The following is a 12,749-nucleotide window of genomic DNA, read 5'->3' as shown; positions in this document are numbered from 1 at the left end:
AGACAACAAAAAAAGGCTACAAGAACGTTCGTTCATGTAACCATCCTATGCAGCACCGGACTGTCCTATTCCATTCACTGGGGGCATTTCAACCGTTTGGCTACACCACCGGAGAGCCGCCCGGGTGCCTCTTCAAATAGATTATCATTGTGATAATGATGACAATCAGCAGGAAAAATAATATCGCAAGAAGTATGAAAATAATTCTTGTGCTGATCTTAGGAAATTTACGAAAGAACAGTACGCCAATTATGAGCGCAAGGAGTGAGAACACAATATTGATTCCACCCCTGAGTGAAGAAAATATTGCAAGCATGAGGCCCGCACCCATACTGTATAGAAGTATGATAAGGCCGTTCTTCAGACGTTCGCCCATCGTATCTCCCCCTACCGCAGCGCAGCTATTGCCGCGGTACGATCCTTCTCGGTGAATACGGCATTGCCGGCCACGAGCACATTGGCACCGGCATCGCGAACCAGTGGAGCGGTTACGGCGTTTATCCCGCCGTCAACCTGAACATGCATACCGTTTAAGCCTCTCTTGTCAAGCATCGTCCGGAGCTCACGCAGCTTTGGAAGCGAATGCGGAATGAATTGTTGGCCGCCGAAGCCCGGATTCACCGTCATGATAAGTACGAGGTCCAGGTCATCCAGTATATTCTCCAATACTTGCAGCGGCGTAGCCGGATTCAGCGCGACACCGGCAGGAAGTCCTGCTTCCTTGATCATATGGATAACCCTGTGCAGGTGGATGCAGGCTTCCGCATGGACTGTAATACGGTCGGCGCCTGCGGCAGCGAATGCCGAGATATACTGCTCGGGATTATCGATCATCAGGTGGACGTCGAACGTAAGCTTCGTATAAGGGCGAATCGCACTTACAACCACTGGCCCGAACGTCAGGTTCGGTACATAATGGCCGTCCATGACGTCAATATGGATCCAATCGGCTCCTGCCCGTTCGACGTCTTTAATATCTTCTCCAAGCGCAGCAAAATTTGCCGATAAAATCGATGGTGCGATGAGCGACATATCAATACCTCCGCTTTCTCTCTTTCATCTCCGTTATAAATTGTACATAATGCTCATGGCGGCTTGGAGCGATCTCTCCGGCTGCCAGCGCCTGCAGAACCGCGCAGCCCGGTTCGTGCACATGCGTACAGCCGCGGAATTTGCAGGACGGCGCTAGCTCACGCATTTCCCGGAAACAGCTTCCGAGCTCCTCAACTCCGAGCTCGGCAAAGTCAAGCTGACTGAAACCGGGCGTATCCGCGACATAACCGCCGCCTGTCAATATCAATTCAACATGCCTTGTCGTATGCTTGCCGCGTCCGAGCTTGCTGCTGATTTCATTGGTTTCCAGCTTTAACCCGGGAACCATCGCATTGAGCAGAGAAGATTTACCCACCCCGGATTGTCCGGCGAAGACGGCCAAATGGCCGCGCAGCCGCTCCGACAACGCAGGAGTTCCTTCCCCTTTCCTGGAGCTTGTCACAATAACGTCATATCCAATCGGCGTGTAGATGCGAAGAACCTCTTCCATAGCTTGTCGCGCCTCGTCCGTATCTTCGCCCACTTCAGCCAAGTCCCTTTTACTGAGGCAGAGCACCGCATCGACGCCTGCATGCTCGATGTGAACAAGAAATTTATCTAGAAGCTGCAGGTTGAGCACCGGTTCCGTAACCGAGAAAACAAGTACGGCCAAGTCCACATTAGCCACCGGAGGGCGAATGAGTTCCGAGCTTCGGGGCAGGATGGAATCGACAGTCCCTTCGCCGTTCTCTGTCCTCTCGAACAGAACAAGATCGCCGACCAGCGGCGATTCACCGCGCTTCTTGAATATACCGCGCGCACGGCATTGAATCGGCCTCTCTTCCGGCCCGGCATCATTCGGAAGCACATAATAATAACCGCTGAGCGCTTTGACGATTCTTCCGATCTGACCGTCCGTTTTATTGTGTTGTTGTCGTGTTCGTGCTTGCATCTCCATTGCCGTTTGTCTCCTCAGTTTGCGCCTGTTGGTCAGCCGGAGCCGCCGCTCCCGGCACGGTCTCAGGCGTCGTATCGGTGCCCGATTTAACCTCGTCGTACGTTCTGGAGAATGTATCCGTGTATTGGTTGTCCCTGAATATCGACACTTTCGCTTCCGTATTCGGATCAAGGACTACTTTTACCGAAAAGGACTGAGTATCATTAATTTTTTTCTTGCCCCATTCAATATCTTCACCGCGGGCGTCCGAATAGGTGATGCGGATTTCGCTTGTCTTGCCTGCAACCGCCGGTGATATAACGATATTGAACGTATATTCGAGCGCATCTTTAGGCAGACCGGAGCTGACCGTCAGGGTCACTTCGGCACCTTTATACACCGGTGCTTCGGGCTCATAAGGATATTGGGAGGTAACCGTTCCTTCGTCATTATAGCTTGGCTGCCGGACAATGTCCGCCTCATTGACGACAAGACCCTTGGATTCCAGAAGTGCGATCGCATCTTTTTCCTTCATCCCGGTCAGGTCAGGCATAGGAAACGTTTCTTTCCCCTTGCTCACAATGAAGGAGAAGGAGGCCGTCTTGGGATCGAATTCACTGTCGGCCGCCGGGGTCTGCTTGATGACCGTTCCCGGTGCTTCATCACTGAATTCATCATCTTTCTTAATGTTATTCTTGTCAACGCCGAGTGCCGTGAGAGCATCGACGACATCGTCATAAGCCATTCCGGAGTAATCGGACATGCTTTCCATTCTAGGTCCGCTGCTTACATAAAGTTTTATCGACGCGCCTACCTTGACGCGTTGATTGGCTTTGGTCTGGTCGTAAACCACGCCCTTCGCTACGCCTTCCTTTTCTGTATAAATGGTGGGCAATTCCACGGTAAGTCCTTTATCCTCGAGCATTTTTTTCGCTTCAGCTTCGGTATGATTGACGACATAAGGCACTTCAACCTCTTCGATATCGAACCACCCGAGTACCGTCTGCGCCCCCCAGTAAACAAGTACAATGATTATGAGCGTCGAAGCAACCGTAATGACGGGCTTGACCCATCTGTGTTTACGCGTTTCTTCGAGTCCGCTTGAATCCCACCGGTTTTCTTCCGTATCCGTTCCGGCTCTCTCAATCCGTGTTCCGGTTGCCGATGCCGCCTGGACATCGGCAATGCTTCCGCGTATGGCGGGCATGACACGCGTTTCATCAAAGTCCGAGCCGCCGACAAACGCAACCTTCGGTTCTCCTACCCGTTCCGGCCGTAGACATGTTTCCAAATCGCCCAGCATTTCGGCCGCGGAAGCGTACCGCTCGATCGGATTTTTTCTCATGGCGCGCAAAATCACATTTTCCACGCTTTGCGGGATATGCGGGTTAACTGCCCGCGGATCGTCGAACGTCTCCTGCAAATGCTTTAGCGCCACACTGATAGGACTCTCGCCCAGAAACGGCAGCTTCCCTGTCAGCATCTGATAAAGCACGATTCCAAGCGAATACAAGTCGGACTTCTCCCCTGTGCTCACTCCTTTGGCATGCTCAGGCGAAAAGTAATGCACGGAACCGACAACGGAGCCGGTTTGTGTAATGGTGGAGGAGGTAACGGCGCGCGCGATGCCGAAATCAGTCACCTTCACGCGCCCGTTCTTGCCGATCAATATATTATGAGGCTTAATATCGCGATGAATGATTTGATTATGATGTGCGTGTTCAAGCGCATCGCAAATCTGAATGGCGATTCTTACCGCTTCTTCCGCTTGCAGCGGGGCTCGTTCTTGTATGATTTCATTTAAATTATGGCCTTCGACGTATTCCATTACAATATAATGTGTTTCGCCTTCCTGTCCGACATCATAAATGCTTACGACATTCGGATGCGAGAGAGCAGCCGCCGACTGCGCTTCCCGGCGAAAGCGGCGAATAAATTCCTCGTCATGGACGAACTGCTGACGCAATATTTTTACCGCGACATTCCTGTTGAGCAAAATGTCGTGCGCTTTATAGACAAGCGCCATTCCTCCCCCGCCGATACGGGTTATGATTTCATATCGTCCGCCTAACTCATGTCCAATCATGTCGGTCACTCCTCTAGCCCTGTGTCGTCGGCATGATGCAGCAGGACGACGGTTATATTATCGTCCCCGCCGGCTTGCAGCGCCAGTTGAACGAGCCTGTCCGCTTTTCCTTCCAAGTCGAGTTCCACCGAGACGATCGTCTCGATTATTTCCTGTTCGGACACCATATTGGTCAAGCCGTCGCTGCAGAGCAGAAGCATATCGCCGGGCAGCCATGTAACGTCTCTGACGTCAACCTCGACCTCGGCGTCTGTTCCGAGCGCCCTGGTCATCACGTTCCGTCTCGGATGATAAGCCGCTTCCTCCAAGGTGATTTGTCCCGATTTGACAAGCTCGTTGACGAGCGTATGGTCTTCCGTCAATTGGGACAAAACCCCTTCTCTCCATTTGTACGCCCGACTGTCCCCAATATGACCGATAACGCCGTTTTGCTCATGAAGCAGCGCCGCAACGACGGTCGTGCCCATGTTATGATACTGGTCGTTGCGCGAGGCCATATCGAACACCACTTCATTCGCCTGCAAAATCGCTTGGCGGATCAACAATTTCCTTTCGTCCAACGAAAGCGCCGCAGTTGCTCCCTGCAGCGCTTCGCGGAACGTATCGACAGCGAGCTGGCTCGCCACTTCGCCGGCCTTGTGGCCGCCCATTCCGTCAGCTACAATGGCGACAGCCAGGCCGCCGTCCGTAAATTCGGCAAATCCCCGGTCCTCGTTAACGAGCCTGATTCGCCCGATATCACTGCGATAAGCTATCCTCATACGTTCACCCCGTCGCTCCATCCATATGTTTCGCACGTAGTTGTCCGCATGCAGCTGCAATATCATGACCTTGTTCTCTGCGGATCGTAGCATTGATTTTATTTCGTTCCAGTATACGATGAAATTCAAAAATCTGTTCGCGCGGCGTCCTGACGTAGTCGCGCTCAGGCACATGGTTGACAGGAATCAAATTGACATGACAGAGCATGCCCTTCAGCACATCGGCCATCTCCTGCGCGTGCTCGTTCTGGTCGTTGACCCCGCCGATGAGGGCGTATTCGAATGTTATACGACGGCCGGTTTTCGCGATGTAATACCGGCAAGCCTCCATGACTTCCTCGAACGGAAAGCGCCGGTTGACCGGCATCAGCTTTGAACGCAGCTTATCGTTCGGCGCATGAATCGAAATCGCCAGATTGATCTGGGTATTCTCCTCGGCAAACTTGTAAATGCTCGGTACGATTCCGCTTGTCGAGACGGTAATGTGCCGCTGGCCGATGTTCAGGCCCTTCTCGTGAATCATGATACGCAGAAAAGCCATCGTCGCATCGTAGTTCTCAAACGGCTCTCCGGAGCCCATAATAACGATACTGGAGACCCGTTCGTCCGTGGCATCCAGCAATTGCTGGGCCGTAACCACTTGTGCGACAATTTCGCCGGCGGTCAGATTGCGCTTCAGCCCCCCGAGCGTCGATGCGCAGAACGTACAGCCGATCCGGCATCCCACCTGGGTCGTAACGCAGATGCTGTTGCCGTAGCTGTGACGCATGATAACCGTTTCGATTCCATGATTGTCGTGGAGTCCGAATAAAAACTTGACGGTTCCGTCCTTTGACTCGAGCCTTGTAATTTCACTGAGCGTCACAAACTGAAAATGATCGTCAAGCTTCACGCGAAGCTCCTTCGACAGATTGGTCATGTCTTCGAAGCTTTTTACGCGTTTAACATACAGCCATTCGAACAGTTGACCGCCCCGGAAAGCGGGCTCGCCATTATCTTTCATCCAGTCTTGAAGCTGGTCAATCGTATAGTCGTAGATGAACGGTTTCATCGGTTTACACCTGTTTCTTTGAAATGGAATTGGCGGTTTTTGGACCGCCACCGCTTATTTTACCACAAACGCCCATGACAGGCCACAGAGCCGTCATAGGCGCATTGTTCCACAATTGTTTCCAATTTATGCTGCACGGGAGTCAGTCGATTCGCTTAAGGCGAGCGATAAAGAAGCCGTCGGTGCCGAAGTACTGAGGCAGCAGCTGCACGAAACCGGGGAACGATTCGTCGACAACACCGCGTTCGCGCAGCGGCACCAATACATGCTCCGGCCATGCCGTGTCCAGACGAAACGACGGATGCTTCTGAAGAAAGCCGGCAATCTGCTCCTCATTCTCTTCCCGCTCAATCGTACAGGTGCTGTAGACAAGCGTTCCACCCGGCTTCACCAATTTGGCTGCTTCAACGAGCAAACGCGCTTGCAGTTCCGCGATTGCATGAACGTCCTCGGGCGTCTTCGTCCATTTGATTTCGGGCTTACGCCTGATTACCCCGAACCCGGTGCACGGCGCATCGAGCAGCACAAGATCGAAGGATTGCTGCGGATATGTGCCTGCCAGTTGCGCTGCATCGCCTGTAACCGCCTGGACTGAAGTAAGTCCAAGCCGCTTTGCCTGCTCCTCGATCAGCGCACGCTTGTGCTCATGCACATCATTCGCAACAATGCGTCCGCGGTCTTCCATAATCTCCGCAAGGTGGGCGGTCTTCCCTCCAGGCGCCGCGCAGCAATCAAGCACCGTCATTCCGGGCTGCGGAGCGCATACCTCGGCGACGAGCATCGAGCTTTCATCCTGCAGTGACCATAAGCCTGTGCTATAGCCGTCCGTTTGTGCGAGATTTCCGCCGCCGCTCACAACGACTCCGCTTGAGACTAAGGGCGATTCAGCCGCTTCATAACCGGATTCCAGCATGCCTGTCATCGCCTTCTCCCGGGAAATGCGGAGCCGGTTAATCCGCAGGCTGGAATGCGGCGGCTCGTTACCGGCCGCGCATATCGCTTCCGCTGTCTGTTCTCCGTACAGCTCTATCCAACGTTTTATCAGCCAATCCGGATAAGAGTGGGCAATACCGATCCGTTTAACAGGATCCGCTTCTTGAATAGGCTGCTTGATTTCATCCATCCGCCGTTCCATATTGCGAAGCACGCCGTTAACCATGCCGGAAATTCCGGCGTGACCCCGCTTTTTCGCGATTTGAACCGCTTCGTTCACCGCGGCATGGGCCGGAATGCGGTCCAAATACAGCAGCTGATAGGCGCTCATCCGCAGCAGCTGGTGCACCCATGGTGCGAGCTTGTCCAGCCCTTTGGCGACAAGTCCGCCCAGACGGTAATCCAGCGTCCTCTGGTGCTGGATCGTCCCGTACACCAGCTCGGTCGCAAGCGCCGCGTCCGGCCTTGAGAGCTGCGCCTCCTGCAGCGCGCGGTTCAGCTGCAAATTGCTGTAGGCGCCCGCTTCCGCCACCTTCACCAAAGTGTGAAGCGCAACCTCGCGCGCAGTGCGGCGGATTGGTTTGCGCTTAGCCACGCCTTGTCCGGCAGAGCTTGCAGACTCTTGGCCCGCTCGTTCGCGGCCTGCGCCTTTTCCCTTCTTCACATCAGGCCGCCCAACGCCTTTATTACCAGGGCCGCTCAAGATTTCTCACCGCCAAGCATGGTCCCTGCCGGAAGCCGCGCGCCTTTCAACCATTCAGACGCCGGCATCGCTTTCTTCCCGGCAGGCTGTATGACGGTTAGCAGCAGCGCTCCCTCTCCGGTTTGTACGAGAATGCCCGTTTCGTCGGTCTTTATAACGGTTCCCGGCAGCGTACCTGCAGTTCCGCCGCTGTTGACCGGCTTGCAGCCCCAGACCTTAAACGGCTCGCCGCCCAGCAGCGTGAAAGCGCCCGCCATCGGCGACAGACCGCGCACCTGATTGAATACGCTTCGCGCCGTACGGCTCCAATCGATGCGTTCATCCTCCCTCGAAAGATTGGTCGCATAGGTCGCATCGGCGGCATTTTGCGGGATCGCCCGGACTGCTCCATTCTCAATTGCGGGCAGTGTCTGCATGAGCAGCTCCGATCCCGCCAAGCTCAGCTTCTCAAACAGAGTGCCGGACGTATCCTCGTCGGTAATCGGTACCTCCACTTTGCTTATCATATCGCCTGTATCCAGCCCCTCGGCCATATACATAATCGTAACGCCTGTCATGGTCTCGCCGTTCATTACCGCTCGTTGTATCGGCGCGCCTCCACGATAGCGGGGCAGCAGGGAGCCGTGCACATTGATGCAGCCGAGGCTCGGCGCGTCAAGCACAGCCTTGGGCAATATTTGTCCATAAGCGGCCGTAACGATCAAATCCGGCTTTAAGTCCGCGATGCAGGAGACCGTATCCGAACTCCGCAGCCGCTCGGGCTGCTCGACGGGAATACCGCGAAGAAGCGCCGCTTCCTTAACAGGAGGCGGCGTCAATGTTTTTTTGCGGCCTTTGGGCCGGTCCGGCTGCGTTACGACAAGCACGATTTCGTGCCCGGCGTCCAGCAGCGCTTCAAGCGATGGAACGGCAAATTCAGGCGTTCCCATAAATACGATGCGCATATTATCACTCTCCGCGATGACGCGGACGTGTTTCCTCGTCATATATAGAATCGGCAATGTCCGTAAACAGTACGCCGTTTAGATGGTCAACCTCATGCTGGAACGCGCGCGCGAGGAAATCGGTCGCTTCCAATTCGAACGGTTCCCCGTTGCGGTCTAAACCTTTAATCTTGATGCGCTGGGCGCGGCGGACGTCTCCATTGAGGTTGGGAATGCTCAGACACCCCTCCGGACCGAGCTGCTCGCCTTCGGATTCCACGATTACCGGATTGACCATTTCGATTAAGCCATGGTCGTCTCCGACATCGACAACGATTACACGCTTGGAAATGCCAACCTGCGGCGCGGCAAGGCCGACACCGTGAGCGTCATACATCGTTTCCGCCATGTCGGTTAACAATTTATGCAAATTTCGGTTAAACTTCGTCACTTCGATCGCTTTCTCCCGCAGGACGGGATCCGGATTTTTAACAATAAGCCTGATGGCCACGGCCATTCCTCCTACACCTGATGGTTCAACCTATAAAATAACTTGCGGATCAACATCCACGCTGAGCTGCACCGGCGGCTGTCCCTGTGCTCCGGGAAGAGCACCAATCGCCTGCTTCAGCAAGCCTACAGCATCGATGTTTCCCCGATATTTTATCATACATTGAAAACGATAGCGATCTTTCATCCTGGGGATCGGCGATGCGACGGGTCCCAGAATATCGATAAACCGGCCGCCTTCGTTACCAGATCCCTGCACGCCCGCTTCAACAGCAAATTGCCTGAGCAGCGACGCAAATTTCTCGCCTGTCGATATAAGCAGCGGAAGCTGTTCATGCGACAGCGTCACCAAGATGAGCCGGCAAAATGGAGGGTAAGCCATAAAGCGCCGATGTCCCAGCTCCTCCTTTACGAAAGCCGAATAGTCGTGACGCTGTGCAGCGGTCACAGCATAATGGTCCGGATTATAGGTCTGCACGATTACCTCTCCGGGCAGCTCATGCCTGCCTGCTCTGCCGGCCACTTGGGTGAGCAGCTGGAACGTTTTCTCCGCCGCTCGGAAATCCGGCAAATGCAGCGACGTATCGGCAGCGATCACGCCTACTAATGTAACATATGGAAAATCAAGCCCTTTGGCGACCATTTGCGTCCCGAGCAGTACATCCGCCTTCCGCTCTCCGAACAGGGTGAGCCATTTCTCGTGCGAACCCTTCTCCGTAGTCGTGTCAACATCCATCCGAATGACACGGATGCCTGGAAACAGCTTCGAGAGCTCCTCCTCGACCCGCTGCGTGCCTGTTCCGAAAAACCGGATATGCTCGCTTTCGCAGGCCGGGCATTTGGCGGGGGCAATCTCGGCATGTCCGCAGTAGTGGCAGCGGAGGGCACGCGATTTCTGGTGGAATGTAAGCGAGATGTCGCAATGAGGGCAAAGCGCGGTGTAACCGCATGACCGGCACATGACGAAAGTCGAGTAGCCTCTTCGGTTGAGAAGCAGAACCGACTGCTCTTCGCGTTCAAGCCGGACCTGTAGAGCCTTATGCAGCTCGCGGCTGAACATGGAGCGGTTTCCACCCTTAAGCTCCTCCCGCATATCGATCAGACGGACGGGCGGCATCAGCCTGCCCCCGACCCGATCCGGCATTCTCAGCAGAGCGGCAGGCGAGCTTTGCACTGGTGCGTCACTACTCACTAGTACCGCTGCGCCGCTGCCGGTTTCTTTCCTGAGGGCGTCCCTGTCAGCTGCAGCCTGGCTTCCTCGAGCGGCTGCCGCGTAGCTCTCGAGCGACGGCGTCGCTGACCCGAGTACGACAGCCGCGCCATGCTGCCTGGCCCTCCTGACGGCAACGTCTCGCGCATGATACTTAGGGCTTTCCTCCTGCTTATAAGACGATTCATGCTCTTCATCGATTATGATAAGACCAATCCGCTCGAACGGTGCAAAAATAGCGGACCGCGCCCCCACTGCAACCTGTGCGCGGCGCTCGCGGATTTTGCGCCACTCATCGTACCGCTCGCCATTCGAGAGCCGGCTGTGCAGGACCGCAACAGCATCGCCGAAACGACCCTTAAACCGTTCAACCATTTGCGGTGTTAACGATATTTCCGGCACTAGTACAATCGCTTGTCTACCATGGAGCAAACAATGCGCGATTGATTGCAAATACACTTCCGTCTTGCCGCTCCCGGTGACGCCGTGCAGCAAAAAAACGCGGGCCTCGCCCGCATCCAATGCCGACGCGATTTCGCCGAACACTTCCTGCTGCCCTTCGGTTAATGGCAGCGGTGTTGTACGGCGGAATTCCCGGCCCTCATACGGGTCGCGGCCGCGTTCCACCTCGACTAGCTTAACCCAGCCCTTCTCGGCCAGTGCCCGCACAGTGCTTGCCGCAGCCGGAACCTCTTCCAGAACCGTCTGCATCGCCGCCGGTTCGCCGCGCTCCAGCATATACCGCAGCACCTCGCGCTGCTTGGCCGCCCTCGCGGGGAAGGCCTCAAACGCTTCTTGCGCGGCCGTGCGATCCTCAGGCGGAATTACAGTGAGCACCTTACGCACTGCCAGTCTATCGCGAATCGACACCCGCTCCACCAAGGCCCCTTCACGAATCGCCGACTTCACAGCCCCGGCTTCCGCCGGATAGCGCTCCTGCAAGGCAGCCATACGCACGGTTCCGCCGTTTCGCCGTATGTAGTCAAGCCATTCCCCTTCTACCGGCAGAAGCGTATTTCCGGTCAGCTCTTCGTTATTTTGCGCAAGTGAAACCGTTGTCTCCGCCTTCCCCTTGAGCGCTGCCGGAATCATGGCCTGAAGGGCGACTGTCAGCGGACAGCAATACTTCTCACTTATCCACTGCGCCAGTTCTATCAGATCCGGAGATAACGGCGGGGTATGATCCAGCAGTTCGGCAATCGTCTTCAATTTCGCACGATCCACATCCGCAAACTGAGCAATCGAAATGACGAAGCCCTGAACGACACGGCCGCCGAACGGTACGCCAACCCTGCTGCCAACCTCAATCCATCCGATCATTTCGCCAGGCACTTCATAATCGAATGGCCGATCCGTCTGACGGCTCGGCACATCGACGATCACTTTAGCGATCATTCACCAGCCCCCTTGGCCGCCATCCGATCCGTAATCAATGTTAGAAGCCGGTCGGCAACCTCTCTTTTTTGCAATAACGGCATCGACTCGATCAGCCCTTCTTCGCCGAAAACCTGCACAATGTTCGTATCGAGGTTAAAACCTGCGCCTTCCTGCGAGACATTGTTAGCCACGACCAAGTCGCAATTTTTCCGCCGGAGCTTGTCCATTGCGTAATGCTCGATTTGATCTGTCTCCGCGGCGAAGCCGACAAGAAATTGTCCCGCCTTCCGTTCGCCGAGCGTCTTCAATATGTCGGTGGTCCGCTCGAGCTCGATAACGAGCCTCTCCTCGGTCTTCTTAATTTTACCTTCAGACCGGACAAGCGGCCGGTAGTCGGCGACCGCCGCTGCTTTTACAACGATATCGGCCGCCTCGTAACGCTCCATAACAGAGTTATACATTTGTTCCGCCGATTCCACGTTAATCATGGTAACTCCCGCGATTGGTGCGGCAGTTGCCCTGGCCGCAATTAACGTCACTTCAGCCCCGCGGTTGACGGCCGCCTCAGCTATTGCAAAGCCCATTTTCCCCGACGAGTCGTTCGTCAAATATCGGACCGCATCCAGACGCTCAACCGTACCGCCTGCCGTCACAAGCACCCGCTTTCCGGTGAGCTTATCCCTTTGCGTGAACCACTGCTCGGCCGCGCGGACAATTTCCTCCGGTTCGGCTAGCCTTCCTTTGCCGACATAACCGCAGGCCAGCTGTCCCGTCCCCGGTTCCACAAATTTGACTCCGCGTTCGGCAAGAAGCTCCATATTTCGCTCCACTGCCGGATGTGCATACATATGTACATTCATCGCGGGTGCGACGAGAACGGGAGCGGTTGTTGCAAGCAGTGTTGTGCTCAACATGTCGTCCGCCAAGCCGGCTGCCATCTTCGCCAGAATATTTGCCGTTGCAGGTGCAATAATAACAAGGTCGGCACTATCTGCCAGATTGATATGGGATACAACAGCGGGATCGAACTCATCAAACGTATCCAGATAGACCGGATGGCGGGAAAGCGTCTGCAGTGTAAGCGGCGTGATAAACTTGGCTGCCGATTCCGTCATGATTACGCGAACCGTCACACCTGCCTGTACCAGCTTACTGCACAGCGCTGCCGCTTTGTATGCGGCGATTCCGCCTGAAATGCCGAGCACGATTGTTTTTCCACGCAGCAT

At 55.1% G+C, this 12,749-nt stretch carries 11 protein-coding genes; all 11 read right to left on the bottom strand.

What is annotated here, in order from left to right; genetic code table 11:
* Positions 1-100: 100 nt before the first annotated feature.
* Positions 101-376, bottom strand: coding sequence for a hypothetical protein (locus tag KZ483_RS12875; protein WP_220353036.1), 276 nt, complete (start codon positions 374-376; stop codon positions 101-103).
* Between the two features lie 11 nt (positions 377-387).
* Positions 388-1,032 (bottom strand): ribulose-phosphate 3-epimerase, encoded by a 645-nt coding sequence (gene rpe / locus KZ483_RS12870; RefSeq protein WP_220353035.1) that lies wholly within the window; start codon positions 1,030-1,032, stop codon positions 388-390.
* A 1-nt stretch (position 1,033) separates the two neighbouring features.
* Positions 1,034-1,990 carry a ribosome small subunit-dependent GTPase A gene (gene rsgA / locus KZ483_RS12865; protein WP_258881676.1) on the bottom strand — a complete coding sequence of 319 codons (957 nt, stop codon included), beginning with the start codon at positions 1,988-1,990 and terminating at the stop codon, positions 1,034-1,036.
* Positions 1,953-4,055 carry a Stk1 family PASTA domain-containing Ser/Thr kinase gene (gene pknB, locus KZ483_RS12860; protein WP_220353033.1) on the bottom strand — a complete coding sequence of 701 codons (2,103 nt, stop codon included), beginning with the start codon at positions 4,053-4,055 and terminating at the stop codon, positions 1,953-1,955. Before pknB ends, rsgA begins: the two co-directional genes overlap by 38 nt.
* Positions 4,056-4,060: 5 nt before the next feature.
* On the bottom strand, positions 4,061-4,816 hold the full coding sequence (locus KZ483_RS12855; RefSeq protein WP_220353032.1) for a Stp1/IreP family PP2C-type Ser/Thr phosphatase: 756 nt from the start codon (positions 4,814-4,816) through the stop codon (positions 4,061-4,063).
* A 4-nt stretch (positions 4,817-4,820) separates the two neighbouring features.
* Positions 4,821-5,867: a dual-specificity RNA methyltransferase RlmN gene (rlmN, locus tag KZ483_RS12850; RefSeq protein ID WP_220353031.1), complete on the bottom strand. Its 1,047-nt coding sequence runs from the start codon at positions 5,865-5,867 to the stop codon at positions 4,821-4,823.
* Positions 5,868-6,009: 142 nt separating this feature from the next.
* On the bottom strand, positions 6,010-7,464 hold the full coding sequence (rsmB, locus tag KZ483_RS12845; protein WP_220353030.1) for a 16S rRNA (cytosine(967)-C(5))-methyltransferase RsmB: 1,455 nt from the start codon (positions 7,462-7,464) through the stop codon (positions 6,010-6,012).
* Between the two features lie 35 nt (positions 7,465-7,499).
* The gene (gene fmt, locus KZ483_RS12840; protein ID WP_220353416.1) at positions 7,500-8,447 is read right to left on the bottom strand and encodes a methionyl-tRNA formyltransferase; all 948 of its coding nucleotides are present in this window, start codon (positions 8,445-8,447) and stop codon (positions 7,500-7,502) included.
* Between the two features lie 4 nt (positions 8,448-8,451).
* Entirely contained in the window at positions 8,452-8,937 is a 486-nt protein-coding gene (def, locus tag KZ483_RS12835) for a peptide deformylase (RefSeq protein WP_220353029.1), read from the bottom strand.
* Positions 8,938-8,967: 30 nt separating this feature from the next.
* A complete protein-coding gene (priA, locus tag KZ483_RS12830) occupies positions 8,968-11,541 on the bottom strand; it encodes a primosomal protein N' (RefSeq protein ID WP_220353028.1) in 2,574 nt (857 codons plus the stop codon).
* On the bottom strand, positions 11,538-12,749 hold the full coding sequence (coaBC, locus tag KZ483_RS12825; RefSeq protein ID WP_220353026.1) for a bifunctional phosphopantothenoylcysteine decarboxylase/phosphopantothenate--cysteine ligase CoaBC: 1,212 nt from the start codon (positions 12,747-12,749) through the stop codon (positions 11,538-11,540). The genes priA and coaBC overlap by 4 nt, the downstream gene beginning before the upstream one ends.

Origin of the sequence: Paenibacillus sp. sptzw28, from assembly GCF_019550795.1 — a bacterium.
Taxonomy (GTDB): Bacteria; Bacillota; Bacilli; order Paenibacillales; family Paenibacillaceae; genus Paenibacillus_Z.
Note: the sequence above shows the minus strand (reverse complement) of the source record. Positions and strands in the feature narration are given on the sequence as shown.

Excerpts from the sequence above, each read along its gene's own strand:
- pknB (WP_220353033.1), bottom strand. The coding sequence starts at position 4,055 with ATGATTGGACATGAGTTAGGCGGACGATATGAAATCATAACCCGTATC.
- KZ483_RS12875 (WP_220353036.1), bottom strand. The coding sequence starts at position 376 with ATGGGCGAACGTCTGAAGAACGGCCTTATCATACTTCTATACAGTATG.
- coaBC (WP_220353026.1), bottom strand. The coding sequence starts at position 12,749 with ATGCTGCGTGGAAAAACAATCGTGCTCGGCATTTCAGGCGGAATCGCC.
- priA (WP_220353028.1), bottom strand. The coding sequence starts at position 11,541 with ATGATCGCTAAAGTGATCGTCGATGTGCCGAGCCGTCAGACGGATCGG.
- KZ483_RS12855 (WP_220353032.1), bottom strand. The coding sequence starts at position 4,816 with ATGAGGATAGCTTATCGCAGTGATATCGGGCGAATCAGGCTCGTTAAC.
- rlmN (WP_220353031.1), bottom strand. The coding sequence starts at position 5,867 with ATGAAACCGTTCATCTACGACTATACGATTGACCAGCTTCAAGACTGG.
- fmt (WP_220353416.1), bottom strand. The coding sequence starts at position 8,447 with ATGCGCATCGTATTTATGGGAACGCCTGAATTTGCCGTTCCATCGCTT.
- rpe (WP_220353035.1), bottom strand. The coding sequence starts at position 1,032 with ATGTCGCTCATCGCACCATCGATTTTATCGGCAAATTTTGCTGCGCTT.
- rsgA (WP_258881676.1), bottom strand. The coding sequence starts at position 1,990 with ATGGAGATGCAAGCACGAACACGACAACAACACAATAAAACGGACGGT.